This is a genomic window from Paracoccus sp. BR5-17 (assembly GCF_055693925.1).
The window spans coordinates 701161-716387 of record NZ_JBVFUV010000003.1 but is presented as its reverse complement, the minus strand read 5'-3'; the positions used below and the strand labels follow the sequence as shown (position 1 = coordinate 716387).

The window sequence follows — 15227 nt, the reverse complement described above, 5'->3', positions numbered from 1 at the left end:
CGGAAAAAGCCCTTGTTTCCCTGTTTGCCGGCCCATATACCCGCCGACGGAGTGGTGGCCGAGTGGTCGAAGGCACACCCCTGCTAAGGGTGCAGGCGGGAAACCGTCTCGAGGGTTCGAATCCCTTCCACTCCGCCACTTGCCCTTGCGAAATCATTCTCCCGATCCGGCCGCGGCCGGATTTTATCGTGTTTTCAAAGGGGTTTGCAGAACAGGCTGAACACTGCCGTGGCAGCTATCGGCCCAAAATTCGTTCTCTCGGCGGGCTTTTCTCTGGACCTCATGACTTCCCCCATTTGGTGAATTTCTTTCAGTGCCTTGAAAATAAACCACTTTCCAGAGTCAGGACCTGAACACTCCTACGTCGGTGGCGTTCGGCAAGAAGGAACAGAAATCGAACGTTCGCTCCTTGCTGACCAGGCGGCGTCGATCAAGTTGCGGAGTTTTTCATACTCCACCGCATCAGAAGGAAGGGCGGTGAGCGGACTTGCGGCGGCGCGGCGAACCAGCGGCCTCAGAACGCAGGAGCGGTCATTCGTTGCAAGCGCAGCACCGTTGGCGCTTTGACCGACCCGAAGGGAGGAGAGCAGCCTGAAGGCAGTACGGCATCGCGGCCGCCGCATGATGCAAAACCCACTATAAGACTTGACCGAATCGAGGTGAGGCCTCACTTTAAAGTTACAAGAGCACCGTTTCGCATCCTCTTTTGTAATTTAGTTGCGAAAGAGATCGTTATCATATGCAAATGATAGGTGGTTAATGAGATCTCAGGCTCTTTTTTGTGTGTCCACGGTTATGCTGGCGTCGTGTGCCACCCCCCTCCAGACCCCATTGCTTTGCTACTCGAGCCTCCATGGAAGTGCCATACTATGCCCGATGGTTTCAAGAGGGCTGGAGTCGTAATTGAAAAAACTCCAGACAACGAGTTTTTCTTTTACAAAGCGGTCAGTGAAAATATTCCGCGGCTAGAAGAGGAATTTAGCCTTCCGCACTTGCAACTTCAAAGCAATTACAGCCTTTCGGCGCTCAATATTCTCCTGACCTCGCTCGGGATTGACTTGCCCGTAGACCTCAGCACCACCGGTAGCTATTCAGTGACAACAAAATACGGAGGAGCGGTCAAAACCGTCTTGGGAGGAGAAGGCACACAGCAAGCATTCAAAGAGATTTCGCAGGAAATAGCCAATTCGGATTCAGAATTTTATTTGATCAGAGAGTCTGTGTCTGCTTCCAGTGCGTCGGTTTCAATATCTACAACTTCCACCGTCGTAGTCGGTGAGTCAAACTCGGGAAGCGCTGCGGCAGAAAGAATTGACTCGCCAGAACAAACGTTTAGCAAGCCACTTGGGGTTTGCACAGTCACGCAGAGAGTGCCGCCTTCAGGGTCAGCTGCTTTAACCCAGCCGGAACTTGATGCGCAAGTATCTGATGGACTCCCTGCTGGTGTGATTGTGCAGCGGCGACGCTGATGGGCCCATTAGTATAATCTCGACCTTGCTTATTCGAGCACATCAGTGGTTGGACTTATACTGAACGGTAAGAGAAAGCTTTTTTGTACTTACTAAAGTTGACAGCACTAACTGGCCACGGCTTTTATAGAACTGGGTTGAGGAAAAAATTTGCGGCTTTCTGTGGATGGTTAATGTGGAGGCGCACTAAATGAAACAGATCACGACGAGTCTCATTGCTTTCTTCCCTACTTATGGGCGCTGCCACCATTCCCGTCTCAGCGCATCAGGCGCGCGTCATATTCGCCGCGGACGTAGATACCTCGGCGGTCAACACCAAGAGAATAATAGACGAAATGAATACAATACTCTCCGAAAGTGGGTGTAATTTAAAATTCGATATCGGCTTCGTCAGAAAATTCGAAAACTTAAATAAGAGCGCCTTTCCAATAACGATAGAGTCCGTTCGAGACCAATACACCGAAACTCTGATAAAAGAGAAAGGAAATATTTTAGTTGTTCGAGAGCTTAGCGTTTGTGAGGGTTTGAAAGGCGCCAACATTTTAGGGTGTGCTGGCCCGTTAGGTGCTCTCACGGTTGAGGTGACGAAAGATAAAAAAGGTAACATCGATAACAGAGGAACTGCCGCGATATGGCTACATGAGTTTGGCCATCACGCGAATTTAATGTGGGGACCGCTTGGGAATGGGAACCCACATTCTTCTAGTATGGACCATTTGATGTTTGAATCGGCAAGCGGCGGACGAGCTGTTCCTACATCGCAATGCAGTTATTTTTCCGAGAACAGTAGCCTGTTTAGCCCTGTTGCGATTTCGCCTCCAAGCCCGGGTGCGATCTTGCTTGCTGCTTCAGGGGAGAATGGAGTTTCAGAAGAAGCATCTGAGACTATCCAACTAATCCAGGATAACCCCTACGATATTTTTCGAGGGCACTGGGCTGAGGGAGTTCCATATAAAGCGATTGAGGCCATTGGGGACATCGACGGCGTCTTGAACGAGGCACGTGGGATCGTGTTAGATCCTGACGAGATCGTGTGGTGGCCTAATGCATTGTTGACGATAGGAACGTACGGCCCACATGAAGATATCGAGTTCGTTAAGTGGGTGCTTCGTCGCAATCTTACGCCTCCTGAAGCCCTACAAGAATCTTATGGCAAGGGAAAAACGGCTGCGCTTGATGCATTTGGTCTCCTTGCGGCACGATATCGTGACGAACAGGCGACTGCATTTCTGAAGGAGATCAGCACATCCGTCCTCGTCGCAAAAAATGTTGATGAGTTGACGGAGAGTCAGACGGCGTCGTCGAGCATAGATTTGCAGAATGCTGGTGCTTATGCTTTGACTGATGCGAAATCTCAGGCACTGACATCTCTCAGCGCAGCTTCCGGGGCAACAGGGCAAAATGCATCGGAAGGAAGCGCCGTTGTTGCAGCGGCCCTGTCGAGCGGCGAATTGGATACAGATCTCTTGAGTCTTTTTAAATTGTTAAGCGGACCCATTGCGTTCGGCGAGGTTGCGACATCAAATGTAACGGCTGAGCAGGCTGCTGCTGTTGAACGTGTTAGTGAGGCAGTCGGCATTGATCCAGCGCTTGTAGGGGCTTTACCTGGCATTGTAAAAACCTTCAATCAAGCTAGTGATATTGACGCTCTTATCAGAGGAGCTTCCCAGGGGGACGGGCTATGAGGTCCTTCGTTTATCCAGCTCAGCAGGACTCTGGCCGAGGTGGGCGCCAACATTTGTCAGAGTCACTCGCAGAGACCCCGTAACGGCACTTGGCTCGCCATCTAGGCGGGCCTCTTTCATTTTTCATAGGCAACCTGGGTCTGAACGAGAACATCTAGGCCTATCTGGGGGCGAACCGCCTCGCCATCCCGGATTTTGATACCTACGGAGAAATCGTCGAACTTCAATCCACAATTTTCAACGTGACTGGATTTCCATTGTCAGTTGCAAAAAATGGATAACCTCAACGAAGCGGTCGGCCAAATCCACGCGGCGGCTGCCACTCCACACCGCTCCATGTTGGCTTCCGCCCTACTGATAGATCGCGCGGCAACGAAGGGCTAGACCTCGCTGCATCTACAAGCGGCAGCAATGTCCCGCATAGCAGACTGTGACCTGTCGATCTTGCTGCGCCGGGCATGAACGTCTGCTCTTGGGAAGCCGCACGGTAGCAAAAATACCGTCCCTACCGACCGCAATGGGCCGTTCACGTAGTTTCTTTCTTTGAAAATCGTTGTTTCTCCCAATCAACTGGGAAAGGCTCCAGCACCCTCACCAGCGTCACCTCTGGCCCCTGCTTCCCATCCAGGATCGCCTCCACGATGTCAGGCGCGAGCAGCGCGAGCCGTAGGACGCGGGTCATGTATGAAGGCGCAATCCCCTCGTGCTCGGCCAGTTCGGCGATGGTTGCGAAATCGCCTGACTCCAGCAACCTCTTCCAACGGAATGCTCGGGCCAAAGCCTTGACCAGCGTGTTGTCGGTCTTGCGCGGCGGCGCAGCGCTGTCTGGCAGCTGCATCTCCTTTCGCCCGCCGCGCTTTACGACGCGGAACGGGACGTGGAGCGTCACGGTGGCGGGGATGAGAGCCCCGAGGGTCATGCAGCTTCTCCGATTCCGCCGGCCAGCATCTCGCGCGCGAGGCCGTCGAGCCCGTCGACGCGGAGCCGGATGTTCAGGCCGTCGGTACCGATGCCGATCCGTTCAACCAGCAGCGCCACGATGCGCGCCTGCTCTGCGGGGAAGAGTTCGTCCCAAAGCGGATCGAGCTGCTGCAGCGCCGCGCGGGCGTCGGCCTCGGTGATGTCGGTGGCGTGGGCGCTCGCCGCCTTCAATGTCCCCGCCACGATCTCTGGCTGGCGGAACACGGAGCGCAACTGGTCGATCACGGCCGCTTCGATTTCGCCTGCGGGCACGCGACCCACCGCGCAGGATCCTGCGCCATGCTTCAGCACAGTCTGGCTGACATAGTAGCGGTAGAGCCTGGCGCCCTTGCGCGTATGGGTCGGCGAAAACGCGGCCCCGTCCGGCCCGAACAGCAGCCCCTTCAGCAGCGCGGGCGTGTCGGCGCGGGTGCGCGCGGCGCGTTTCCGAGGGCTTTCCTGCAGGATGGCGTGGACGCGGTCCCATGTCTCCTGGTCGATGATCGCGTCGTGCTCGCCGGGATAGCTGTCGCCCTTGTGGACCGCCTCGCCGATGTAGGCGCGGTTGCTGAGCATCCGATAGATGTATTTCTTGTCGATCCGGTTGCCGCGCGGCGTGCGGATCCCGCGCGTGCCGACCTCCCGCGCCAGTTCCGTGCAGGACCCGATCTCGAGAAAGTGAGCGAAGATCCAGCACACGTGCGCGGCGCTCTCCTCGTCGACCACCAGCTTCCGGTTCTCGACGCGATAGCCGTAGGGCGGCACCCCGCCCATCCACATGCCCTTCTTGCGGCTGGCTGCGACCTTGTCGCGGATGCGTTCGGCGGTCACCTCGCGTTCGAACTGGGCGAAGGAGAGCAGGATGTTCAGCGTCAACCGGCCCATGGAGGTGGTGGTGTTGAACGACTGCGTGACCGAGACGAAAGTCACGCCGTTGCGGTCGAACACCTCCACCAGCTTGGCGAAGTCGGCGAGCGAGCGGCTGAGACGGTCGATCTTGTAGACCACGACCACATCGACGAGCCCGTCCTCGATATCCTCCAGCAGCCGCTGAAGGCCGGGGCGGTCCAGCGTGCCGCCCGAAATGCCGCCGTCGTCATACTGATCGCGAACCAGCACCCAGCCCTCGGAGCGCTGGCTGGCGATGTACGCCTCGCAGGCCTCGCGCTGGGCGTGGAGGCTGTTGAACTCCTGCTCCAGCCCTTCCTCGGAGGATTTCCGGGTGTAGACCGCACAGCGCAGCTTGCGGACGACCTTCGATTTCTCGGGCGGCTTCGTCATGTCCGCCCTCGGTGGTTCTTGAGCCCGAAGAAGACCCAGCCGTTCCAGCGGGTGCCGGTGATGGCGCGGGCGATAGCGGACAGCGACTTGTAGGGACGCCCCTGCCATTCGAAGCCGTCGGCGGTGACGGTGACGATCTGTTCGACGCCCTGCCACTCGCGCAGCAGCCGTGTGCCGGTGATGGGGCGGTCACGGTCGAGGCGCGTGCCGCGCTTCTTCTTGTCACCGCCGTCGAGTTCCTCGCCCAGCCGTTCCAGCCGCCGGATCGTCTCGGGCTTCAGGCCACCATAGGCCAACTCCTGGATGCGATAGGCAAGTCGGCTCTCCAGGTAGCGTCGGTTGAACGGCGGCGGCTCGCTGTCGAACAGGTCGCGCCATTGCGCCTTCAGGTCTGGCGTCCTGGCGGTCTTCAGCGCAGCCAGGCGCGCGGGAATGGGATCGTGGGTCGTCATGCGGTTCTCCGGTGAGTTGGAGTTGCATGACGGCATCGGTCGGCCGGAGAGTGTAGGCGAATTTCTCCATCCTCATCAGAATGTTCGCACTGTTCCCGCAGCTGCAGGCGGACCAGCCCGAGAGCGAGCAGCCTGCACAATTCGGCGCGGCGCTCTGCGGACGTCATCTGGGCGGGCGGCAGCGGGTTCGAGCCCAGCCGCGGATATGTTGGCGCGGTTTGCATGAAGAAACGCTACCCGCGCGACCGCTGAAAACAACCGGATTCAAAGGCTTATGGGGGTACCGCGTAAGCCTGCGCAGAGGATAGGAACCGGCGGAGCCTCAGTGACGAATCGCCGGCGCGACCTGGGCATCGGTGTCAAGAACCAGCGCCGATCTCCACAGCGGCGTCTTCATGAACACGGCCTCCTCGAAGCGATAGCTGGCCGTTCCGCGTCCCTGCTGAAGCAGCCCTGCCCAGCAGAGCGGACGCAGCACCTGGATGTAGAGCTGGCCCATCACCTCGTCGTGCCGCGGGAGAGGTCCCGTCTCAGGCTCGCCGAAGAACACGCGGCGGAGTTGCGCGCCGGTGGCCCCGTCCTCGATCTCGACGTTGAGCACGTTCAGGAACACTTCCCAGTTGCCAAGGATCGGCGCGTCGTCGAACCGCGACATGCTGGCGTGATTGATCCGGAACAGGAAGAACGGGACGACCGTTCCGAAGATGCGGCCGGGATGGACCGCCAGTGCCTGGCCTGCCTTGGTCAGCCGGAACTCGCCCTTGTAGTGCCGGCCAAGCTTCATCGCGATCATCAGGTCGTGCAGCACCATAAGCGGGGCGAAGTCGGGCTCGTTCAGCACCTTGTTGACTGCGAAGAGGTCCGCCTCGGTGTGGCCGGGCCAGTCGAACTCGGACGCGGCCCAGTGCACGAACACCCGCTTGAACCCTTTGGACGGCGTCAGGGGAATGCCGCCATGCTCGCCGATCCAGGCGACGGTCTTCTCCATCCCGCGCACCAGCGGCGAGAACGCAAGCGCCGGATCAGCATCGTCGATATCCCGGAACGCGATCACCTCAGATCTCCCGCGCGAACCAACGGATGCGGCCGACGATGTGGATCTCGTCGGCCGTTCTTTCGTATTCGGGGTAGTGCTTGTTGTCGGAGATGACTCGCACCGCAGGCGGGTCGCTGTTCGGGATGTGCTCGAGCCGCTTGGCGACCAGCCCCATCCCGTCGTCCAGCACGAAGATGCCGGGCGGGTTGGGCGCGCGGCGGGTCATGTCGACAAGCACCGCGTCACCGCTCAGGAGCGTCGGCGCCATGCTGTCGCCTTCGACGTGCATGATGCGCAGCTGCGACGGGCTGGCCTTGAGGCTGTTTCGGATCCAGGAGCGGCGGAAATGATAGACCCGGCCGGGCGTGTCGCCATCTTCGGTCACGACCGCGCCGCCGCCCATCGCGGGGCGCGGGGTGGCGTGGGCGATAGCCACGAAGGCGTCGTCAGGATTGTCCAGGAAGGGGGCTTCCCTCCACCTCGCCGATGCCATGGATCAGCCAGTCGCGATCCACCTTCAGCACGCGGGCGACCTCGGCCAGCCGGTCTATGCCAGGTCGGGCTGAACGGCCACGGAGGATGTCGTAGATAAAGGACCGGTTCACGCCTGCCATCTCGGCGACGTGCGCGGGACTGATGCCGAGCTGATTGGCCCGGGCTCTGAGGCGGTCGGAAAGCGTGTGGTGCTCGGTCATGTCATCCCCACCCATCTGTGGATGAAATAGGATAAAATCGGATTGATCGAAGCCCGTCAAGCGAATAAGAACAGAAAGTAAACATCTTACGCGGGAATCGGGGCGGAGGTCAGCGAATGCACATCGATAAATCGTACTTCACGCTCCCCGAGATCCTCGAGCGGTGGCAGATCACCGAGGCCGACCTGATCTACCTCGCGGAAAACGACAAGCTCCGGCTGTCGGTTCGCGTGTTCGGCGTGCCCATGGAGTTCGGCGACTACGAGGAAGGTGCGGACGGCGAACCCTGCCGGGTGCCGTGGGAACAGAACTACTACAGCGGCCTGCTCGATCTCCATGCCCGTGATGTGTTTCAGCTTTTCCGGTGCGGTGAGGTTCATCTCGCGAGTTTTCGGACGCCGAGGGCCGACTACGCGGAGACATGGGGCGATGCGCAGCCCGTCCTCGTCATGATCGGCGACTTGCTGCTAAGGCGTGATGAACGCGACCGTTTCGAGATCGAGACCGGGTTCTCGCCTGGTGGGCAGCCGATGGAGGAGGCGACCTTCATCCACTCGGCCGACTATCTCGAGGTTCGCTGCAACGGCTGCCGGTTCAAGCTGGGCCCGATCCAGGCGGAGGTCGTGCGCGCGCTGCACGAGGCAGCGCAGGCTGCAGAGCCCTGGCAGAACGGCAAGGCGATCCTGTCGCGCGCCGGCTCGAAGAGCCTGCGCATGGCCGACGTCTTCAAGTCGCAGAAGGACTGGCGGCATCTGATCCGCTCCGACCGGCGCGGCGGATACCGTCTGAATCTCGACTGAGCGATCCCCGTCCGCCCGGTCCCTGTGGGATCGGGAGGGGGATGGGTGAGGGATGGTGGGGGATGACGGTGCCCCGCCAACGGCCAAGAGCCAGTCCTGCAAGGACCGACTGATCCCCCTCCGTATCCCCCGCCAGTCCCCACGACATCCCACACCGCAATTTCGCACTGTCTCCTCAACGACGACACGAGAGGGGACACCGATGCTGCAGAGGCATTGCCTGAACCAGAAGGAGCTGGCCCGGCGCTGGGGAATCTCCCATCGCACGCTCGAGCGTTGGCGCTACGGCGGCCAAGGACCGACCTTCCTCAAGCTCGGCGGACGCGTGCTCTACCGGCTCGCCGACATCGAAGCGTTCGAGCAGAGCCAGCTTCAGCGCGCCCTGAAAATCAGCGACGCCGTCGCGCGCGCTGGCCACGCGTCCCGCCGTCTGACCGCGGATCCCGCGCGGGCCCCACGGGTATGCTGATGGTCGCCGCGATCCCTGTCGGCGCCCGCGTGGCGCCCCCGAAGCTCACCGACGTCGAACTCTATGCCTGGATCGCACAGGCCGAGGCTGGCGCCCGGATCGAGTATCACCGCGGCTTTCTCGGGATCGACGTCACACCGGTGATTTCGACATTGCCGGAGCCGGAACGCCGTCAGCTTGCCGATCTCGGTCAGGCCGCGTTGGGCGCCTTCGAGAAGGGCCTCGTCCACCTCGTGCAGGAGCGCGTGGGCCCCGATCGCTTCGCTTACATCGCCGTCGCCCGTCCGAGACCCGAGGCCGCCGCCACCTCGCTTTCGGCGCTGCTCCTCGAAGAGCGCGCCGCGTGATGGCCCTGCCATTCCCTTCCAACGGAGACCCCACCATGCCGCATCCCGACAATGCCCCCCGCTTCGACGATCTCGAACGTCTCGCCCTCGGCGACATCGCGGCGCTGCCGCCCGAGATGCTACTGAATCTGCAGACGACGGCGCTCGCCGAGACCGCCCGCGTGAAGCGGCTGCGGGACCGGCTCGAGGCCGGCATCGCGCAGCGCTACGAGGCCGCCGTCGCGGCCGAGCGAGCCGCTCAGGGCAAGACCAGCGGCACCGTGCGCGTCGAGGACGAGGGCGTCGTGATCGTCGCCGACCTGCCGAAGAAGATCACGTGGGATCAGGACCGGCTCGCCGGCATGGCGGAGCGCATCCGCGCCGCCGGCGACGATCCGACCGAGTATCTCGAGATCGCCTACCGCGTGCCCGAGCGGCGCTACGGCGCCTGGCCCGCGGCGATGCGCGAGGGCTTCGCGGACGCGCGCAGCGAGACCACCGGCAAACCCGTCTTCCGGCTCGAGGCTCGAGACCGGTGACGCGCGGCGGCGGGACGCCCGGTCGGAAACGCCGGGCAGGTTCCCCTTCGGCACCCGGTCACCCCCGCCGCCGCGCACCCTGAACGCAACTTCCGGAGAACCCCATGGCCTTCCGCATCATCACCGCCGACGAACGGCTCTCGGCCGCCGAGAACAAGACGTCCCTCGCCATCTTCGGCCCGCCCGGCGTCGGCAAGACGACGCTCCTGAAGACGCTGCCCGCTGAGGAGACGGTCTGCCTCGACCTCGAGGCCGGCATGAAGTCGGTGCAGGACTGGCGCGGGGACTCGATCCCGGTGCGCAGCTTCACCGATTTCCGCGACCTCGCCGTACTGATCGGCGGGCATGACCCCGCGCAGCATCCGAAGTCCTGGTACGGCGCCGAGTATCACGCCTGGCTGCAGCAGCAGTATCTCGGCACCGGCATCGAGGACTTTCTCGCCCGGAAACGGATCGTCTTCGTCGACTCGATCACCGACCTGACGCGGCAGGCCATGGCCTATGCCCGCCAGCAGCCCGAGGCCTTCTCCGAGCGGACCGGCAAGCCCGATATCCGCGGCGCCTATGGGCTGCTCGGTCGCGAGGTAATCCAGGCGCTCAAGCACCTACAGCATGCCCGCGGCAAGACGGTGATCTTCGTCGGCGTGCTCGAGAAGGTCACCGACGAGTTCGGCGCGACGACATGGCAGCCGCAGATGGAGGGCACGAAGGCCGGGCGCGAGTTACCGGGGATCGTCGATCAGGTGGTCTCGATGCAACTCTTCGGCCGCGACGCCAAGGGCGACTGGACCCTCGACGATACCTCCGCCGAGCGCCGCCTCGTCTGCCGCTCCGGCAACCCCTGGGGCCTTCCCGCCAAGGACCGCTCCGGCCGCCTCGATGTGACCGAGGCGCCCGATCTCGGCGCGCTGATCGCGAAGATCGACGGCCGCGCGCCCGCCCAATCCGCAATCCCCTCCTGATCCAGACGCAAAGGACAGACCCATGAGCTACGATCTCAACGACGCCCAGCCGCAGATGGCCCCCATTGGCGAGCTGATCCCCGACGGCACCTTCGCCAAGGTCCGCCTGACAGTGCGCCCCGGCGGCGTCGACGGTGCCACGCCGATGGATGCGAAGCTCCTGAAGGCCTCGCAGTCGAGCGACGCGAAGATGCTGGACTGCGAGTTCACCATCCTCGAGGGCCCGCATGCCCGACGGAAGTTCTGGCAGAGCTTCACCGTGGCGGGCGGCAAGGTCGACGAGAAGGGCCAGTCGATCGGCTGGAAGATTTCGAAGTCCACCTTTCGGGCGATGGTCGACAGCGCTCTCGGGCTCGATCCCAGGGACGAGAGCCCCGACGCCAAGGCCAAGCGGGTGCTGCCCGGGCTCAAGCATCTCGACGGCATCGTCTTCGCCGCGCGGATCATGGTGGAGCCCGCCTCAAACCCGCAGTACCGCGACCAGAACCGGATCGCGAACGTCGTTCTGCCCGACGAGCCGCAGCACGGCCCGATCATGCGCGGCGAAACCGTGTCCCCGGAGCCCGTCAACGCCCCGCCGCGCAAGGCCGCGAGCGCGCCGGCGCCGGGCTGGCAGGCGCCGACGCCGGCATGGGGTGCACAACCGCAAGCGCCCGCCACGGCCCCGGCCTGGGGCACGCAGGCTGCGGCCCCGCAGCAGCCCACGCAGCAGCCGCCCGCCCACCAGTCGCCCGCGTCCCCGCCGTCCGGAGCGCCGGCGACCGGCATGCCCGCCTGGCTCAATGGGTGAGGCACGGTCGGCAGCACGGCGGCGGAGGTCCGATCGGCTTTCGCCGCTGCCCGAGGCCCGGCGCGATCCTGCCGGGCCGATGACCCCGGATGAATGGCAGGCGCATGTGACGCGCGAAGCGGCGCTGGAGATCGGACGATGGCTGGAGGCCCGAGGAAGACTGCACGCCCCCATCGCAAGCCTCAGCCTCGGCGACCTCGAAGCCATGGCCAGCAACGCGATCTCGCGCTGGATCGTGCTCCAGTCCGAAAAGCTCCAGAAGGCGGGTTGGCCGCCCGAGGACCCGATCGCGACCTTCTTGCTCGGGTAGCGCTCTGCGCCGTCTGCGCCCGCGAGGCGCGCGGCTTCGGCTACTGCCACGGCCTCCGCTGGGATCGCCACCGATACCACCGCTTCTGCTCGCGCCGCTGTCAGGACGTGGGCAGCGCCATCGCCCAAAGGAACAACGGCATGATCGACAAGACCGCGCGCGAGGCCCGTGCGATCCGCGATGCGCGGACGCCCTTCGCCGAAGCGCTCACCGACCTCGGGCTCATGGAGCCCTTCTTCCACCGCAGCGCCGAGGACATCGACCGCCTGATCGAGGCGGCGGTCACCGGCTACATCGACAGCATGCAGGACCAGGCCGCGCGCAAGGAGCGCACCGGCACGGCCCTCGACGACCCCATTCCGTTCTGAGGGGGCGCGCGATGATCGACCTTAACGACGACACCGTGTCCTGCAGCTGGTCGCACCTGCTCGAGGCGGCCACCGAGAACGCCGTCACCGACTTCGAGATCGAGTTCTGCGATAGCCTCCGCGAGAAGCTGGCGCGGTTCGGCGAGAGCGCCCGGCTGACGGATGCGCAGTTCCACAAGCTGACCTGCATCGCGCAGGCCGGCGGATTCTGGGAGCGCGAGCGATGATCGACCTGAACCATGGCTCGGGCTGCCTCTACGGCGCCGACGCGCGGCGCCCGCCCATCGCAGAATCCGTGTCCGCCGCCATCGACACGGCGCTGTCCGCGCGCAACCGCGCAGAGCGTCCGCGCACCTATGTCAGTTCCTCGGGTCTCGGCCGCGACTGCCTGCGCCAGATCCAGTACGACTTCCTCGCGGTGCCGAAGGACGAGGGCCAGGAGTTCGCGCCGCGCACGCTGCGCATCTTCGAGGCGGGCCACCGGGCCGAAGACATCGTCGCAGGCTGGTTCCGGATCGCCGGGTTCGACCTGCGCACCGAGCGACCCGATGGACGCCAGTTCGGGTTTGAGGCCCTCGGCGGCCGCTTTAAGGGCCATATCGACGGCTGCCTCGTCGCGGGCCCAGTCGCCATGGACTATCCCGCGCTCTGGGAAAACAAGGCGCTCGGCGCGGCCAGCTGGAAGGACGTGGTCAAGCGCGGCGTCAGCCTCGCACGGCCGGTCTATGCCGCCCAGATCGCCCTCTATCAGGCCTACATGGAGCTGCCGGCGCCGGCACTGTTCACCGCGCTCAACCGCGACACGATGGAGGTGCACGCCGAGCTCGTGCCCTTCGACGCGCATCTCGCGCAGGAGATGTCGGATCGCGCCGTCGCCGTGGTGCGGGCCTCCGAGGCCGGGGAATGGCTGCCGCGCGCCGCGGCCGAGCCCACCGCAGTCCTCTGCCGGGGCGGCATGGCGGCCGGCAAGTGGCACGCGCCCTGCGCATGGGCGGTCCGGTGCTGGGGAGAGCGGCGATGATCCCCGACGCCTATGAGCTCAAGCGGATCGTGCGCGCGCATCGCGAGCAGTTCTGGTGCTCCGACCTGCTCGGAGCGGCGGAGTTCGCGCCGATCTACTTCTTCGACGATCAGGCCGCCTTCGATGGCGATATCGTCGACCGCGCGATGACCCGGGTCTTTACCGGTCCGCTTCGGCTGCCGCACCCGTCCGTGATCTTCGAGGTGCGCGAGCAGCGCGCGTCTCCCTCGGGCCTGATCGTCTGCGCCCGCGCCGACGGCGACCTCGTCGAGGCCACGTTCCTCATGCGCAAGCGGGCGCCGCGCGGCTGGACGGATTGCCTCGTGCGGATCTGGATGCATCCGGACGGCAAGGCGGAGATCGAGGGCAACCCGGCCGAGCGACACGACGAGACCGTCCGCGGTCACGGCGAAGTCGCCGCCGGCATCGTCTGGCGCGCGCTGACCATCCTCGGCGCGTCCCCGGACATCCGCGACCGCAAGGTGTCGCTCGCGAAACGGTCCCGCCTGGCCCGCGAGGGCGTGCGCGGATGGGTCTGGCGCCAGGTCGCCATCGATCCCGCCCGCCTGCGCGCCGCGACGCTGCCGCAGGGCGGCAGTCACGCCAGCCCGCGCTGGCACATCCGCCGCGGTCACTGGCGGCAGCTCGCCGACGGGCGCCGGGTCTTCGTCCGCCAGTGCGAGGTGGGCGATCCGACCCGCGGCGGGATCGTCAAGGATTACGCAGTGGAGATACCCCAGCCATGACCGAGTTCGCCCCATCCACCACGCAGGCCGCCGCGATCCGCGAGATCAAGGAGTGGTTCGAGACCCGCACGGAGCAGCAGCAGGTGTTCCGCCTCTTCGGCTATGCCGGGTCCGGCAAGACCACCGTGCTGAAGTTCGCGCTCGAGGAACTCGGCCTCTCGCCCCACCGCAGCGCGAAGGACGGCCGCTGCGTGCCCGGCGTCGTCACCGCCACGTTCACCGGCAAGGCCGCGCTGGTGCTGACCCGCAAGGGCACGCCGGCGCGCACCATCCACAGCCTGATCTACTCGGTGATCGAGTCGACCGAGGAGGAGATCGAGGAAGCCGCCCGGAAGATCGCGCTGGCCGAGCGCGACGCGCTCCGTCTGACCGGGTTCGCGCGCACCACGGCCGATGCCGCGATCGAGGCGATGCGCCAGGGGCTCTCGGCCATGAAGCACCCGCGCTTCGCCTTGAACCCGCAGAGCGACGCGGCCGACGCCCGGCTCATCGTGCTCGACGAGGTGTCGATGGTCGGCGAGGAAATGGCGCGCGACCTGATGAGCTTCGGCAAGCCGATCCTCGTCCTCGGCGATCCCGGTCAGCTGCCGCCGATCCGGGGCGACGGCGCCTTCACCCGCGACGAGCCGGACGTGATGCTGACCGAGATCCACCGCCAGGCGGCCGAGAGCGCGATCATCCGTCTCGCCACCATGGCGCGCGAGGGGCGGCCCATCGGCTTCGGCGTCTACGACGATCATGTCGCCAAGCTCCGCAAGGGCGACATCACGCCGGAACAGGCCCTGCGCGGCGGCCAGCTGATCTGCGGGCTGAACGCCACGCGGCTGCAGATCAACAACGCCATGCGCGCGGCTGCCGGTCTCGGCGGGACCTGGCTGCCTACCGGGCCGGCCGAGAAGATCATCTGCCTGAAGAACCAGAACGATCTGAGGCTGATCAACGGGATGTTCGTGACGCTCGAGGACATCGTCGACGAAGGCAGCCTCCACTTCTCCGCCGTCGTGCACGACGAGGACGGGCGTCACATCGGCGAGCCCGATCAGAACGGTCGCCCGGGCCGACTGCGCATCTACAAGGGGCATTTCGAGGACCATGTCGCCTACGACGACAAGCGCCACGACCGCGACTACAAGGAGAAGCGCCTGCTGACCGAGGCGACCTTCGGCTGGGCGATCACGGCGCACAAGGCGCAGGGCTCGCAGTGGGAGAACGTGATCGTCTGGGACGACGGGCTAGGCCGCAGCGAGATCGACCGCCGCCGCTGGCTCTACACCGCGATCACCCGGGCCGAGCGCGGGCTCGTCCTGCTTGCCTGAGG

Annotated in this window: 20 protein-coding genes and 1 tRNA gene; 15 read left to right on the top strand and 6 right to left on the bottom strand. The window is 64.0% G+C overall.

Going from position 1 to position 15227, the window contains the following annotated elements; translation table 11 throughout:
- The first annotated feature begins 48 nt into the window (after nucleotides 1–48).
- The 3 genes from ACZ1HC_RS04875 (at nucleotide 49) to ACZ1HC_RS04865 (ending at nucleotide 3154) form a co-directional block, all read left to right on the top strand.
- Nucleotides 49–138, top strand: a tRNA-Ser gene (locus tag ACZ1HC_RS04875).
- A gap of 731 nt (nucleotides 139–869) precedes the next feature.
- Entirely contained in the window at nucleotides 870–1469 is a 600-nt protein-coding gene (locus tag ACZ1HC_RS04870; protein WP_472698993.1) for a hypothetical protein, read from the top strand.
- Between the two features lie 335 nt (nucleotides 1470–1804).
- Nucleotides 1805–3154 (top strand): hypothetical protein, encoded by a 1350-nt coding sequence (locus tag ACZ1HC_RS04865; RefSeq protein WP_472698992.1) that lies wholly within the window; start codon nucleotides 1805–1807, stop codon nucleotides 3152–3154.
- A gap of 526 nt (nucleotides 3155–3680) precedes the next feature.
- Here ACZ1HC_RS04865 and ACZ1HC_RS04860 read toward each other — a convergent pair.
- The 6 genes from ACZ1HC_RS04860 to ACZ1HC_RS04835 all read right to left on the bottom strand — a co-directional run bounded on the left by ACZ1HC_RS04860 (nucleotide 3681) and on the right by ACZ1HC_RS04835 (nucleotide 7578).
- Entirely contained in the window at nucleotides 3681–3992 is a 312-nt protein-coding gene (locus ACZ1HC_RS04860) for a hypothetical protein (RefSeq protein ID WP_472698991.1), read from the bottom strand.
- A 77-nt stretch (nucleotides 3993–4069) separates the two neighbouring features.
- Nucleotides 4070–5395: a recombinase family protein gene (locus ACZ1HC_RS04855; RefSeq protein WP_472698990.1), complete on the bottom strand. Its 1326-nt coding sequence runs from the start codon at nucleotides 5393–5395 to the stop codon at nucleotides 4070–4072.
- Nucleotides 5392–5847: a DUF2924 domain-containing protein gene (locus tag ACZ1HC_RS04850; RefSeq protein WP_472698989.1), complete on the bottom strand. Its 456-nt coding sequence runs from the start codon at nucleotides 5845–5847 to the stop codon at nucleotides 5392–5394. The genes ACZ1HC_RS04855 and ACZ1HC_RS04850 overlap by 4 nt, the downstream gene beginning before the upstream one ends.
- 322 nt (nucleotides 5848–6169) lie before the next feature.
- Nucleotides 6170–6901, bottom strand: coding sequence for a hypothetical protein (locus ACZ1HC_RS04845; protein WP_472698988.1), 732 nt, complete (start codon nucleotides 6899–6901; stop codon nucleotides 6170–6172).
- Nucleotide 6902: 1 nt separating this feature from the next.
- Complete coding sequence (locus ACZ1HC_RS04840) at nucleotides 6903–7319, bottom strand: S24 family peptidase (RefSeq protein WP_472698987.1); 417 nt, start codon at nucleotides 7317–7319, stop codon at nucleotides 6903–6905.
- Between the two features lie 10 nt (nucleotides 7320–7329).
- Nucleotides 7330–7578 (bottom strand): helix-turn-helix domain-containing protein, encoded by a 249-nt coding sequence (locus ACZ1HC_RS04835; RefSeq protein ID WP_472698986.1) that lies wholly within the window; start codon nucleotides 7576–7578, stop codon nucleotides 7330–7332.
- A gap of 116 nt (nucleotides 7579–7694) precedes the next feature.
- On the opposite strand from ACZ1HC_RS04835, the gene ACZ1HC_RS04830 reads away from it, so the two are divergent.
- From ACZ1HC_RS04830 to ACZ1HC_RS04775, 12 genes are all read left to right on the top strand, one after another.
- Nucleotides 7695–8378, top strand: coding sequence for a hypothetical protein (locus tag ACZ1HC_RS04830; protein WP_472698985.1), 684 nt, complete (start codon nucleotides 7695–7697; stop codon nucleotides 8376–8378).
- 202 nt (nucleotides 8379–8580) lie between these two features.
- Nucleotides 8581–8847, top strand: coding sequence for a helix-turn-helix transcriptional regulator (locus ACZ1HC_RS04825; RefSeq protein ID WP_472698984.1), 267 nt, complete (start codon nucleotides 8581–8583; stop codon nucleotides 8845–8847).
- Nucleotides 8847–9194 carry a hypothetical protein gene (locus ACZ1HC_RS04820; RefSeq protein ID WP_472698983.1) on the top strand — a complete coding sequence of 116 codons (348 nt, stop codon included), beginning with the start codon at nucleotides 8847–8849 and terminating at the stop codon, nucleotides 9192–9194. The genes ACZ1HC_RS04825 and ACZ1HC_RS04820 overlap by 1 nt, the downstream gene beginning before the upstream one ends.
- Before the next feature lie 35 nt (nucleotides 9195–9229).
- Nucleotides 9230–9712, top strand: a complete 483-nt coding sequence (locus ACZ1HC_RS04815; RefSeq protein ID WP_472698982.1) for a hypothetical protein — start codon at nucleotides 9230–9232, stop codon at nucleotides 9710–9712.
- A gap of 104 nt (nucleotides 9713–9816) precedes the next feature.
- Nucleotides 9817–10674, top strand: coding sequence for an ATP-binding protein (locus tag ACZ1HC_RS04810; RefSeq protein WP_472698981.1), 858 nt, complete (start codon nucleotides 9817–9819; stop codon nucleotides 10672–10674).
- Between the two features lie 22 nt (nucleotides 10675–10696).
- On the top strand, nucleotides 10697–11464 hold the full coding sequence (locus ACZ1HC_RS04805) for a hypothetical protein (protein WP_472698980.1): 768 nt from the start codon (nucleotides 10697–10699) through the stop codon (nucleotides 11462–11464).
- Between the two features lie 79 nt (nucleotides 11465–11543).
- Nucleotides 11544–11774: a hypothetical protein gene (locus ACZ1HC_RS04800; RefSeq protein ID WP_472698979.1), complete on the top strand. Its 231-nt coding sequence runs from the start codon at nucleotides 11544–11546 to the stop codon at nucleotides 11772–11774.
- A 140-nt stretch (nucleotides 11775–11914) separates the two neighbouring features.
- The gene (locus tag ACZ1HC_RS04795) at nucleotides 11915–12142 is read left to right on the top strand and encodes a DUF6511 domain-containing protein (RefSeq protein WP_472698978.1); all 228 of its coding nucleotides are present in this window, start codon (nucleotides 11915–11917) and stop codon (nucleotides 12140–12142) included.
- 11 nt (nucleotides 12143–12153) lie between these two features.
- A complete protein-coding gene (locus ACZ1HC_RS04790) occupies nucleotides 12154–12369 on the top strand; it encodes a hypothetical protein (protein WP_472698977.1) in 216 nt (71 codons plus the stop codon).
- A complete protein-coding gene (locus tag ACZ1HC_RS04785) occupies nucleotides 12366–13163 on the top strand; it encodes a hypothetical protein (protein ID WP_472698976.1) in 798 nt (265 codons plus the stop codon). The genes ACZ1HC_RS04790 and ACZ1HC_RS04785 overlap by 4 nt, the downstream gene beginning before the upstream one ends.
- Entirely contained in the window at nucleotides 13160–13909 is a 750-nt protein-coding gene (locus ACZ1HC_RS04780) for a hypothetical protein (protein WP_472698975.1), read from the top strand. Before ACZ1HC_RS04785 ends, ACZ1HC_RS04780 begins: the two co-directional genes overlap by 4 nt.
- Nucleotides 13906–15225, top strand: a complete 1320-nt coding sequence (locus ACZ1HC_RS04775; RefSeq protein ID WP_472698974.1) for an ATP-dependent DNA helicase — start codon at nucleotides 13906–13908, stop codon at nucleotides 15223–15225. Before ACZ1HC_RS04780 ends, ACZ1HC_RS04775 begins: the two co-directional genes overlap by 4 nt.
- Nucleotides 15226–15227 lie beyond the last annotated feature (2 nt).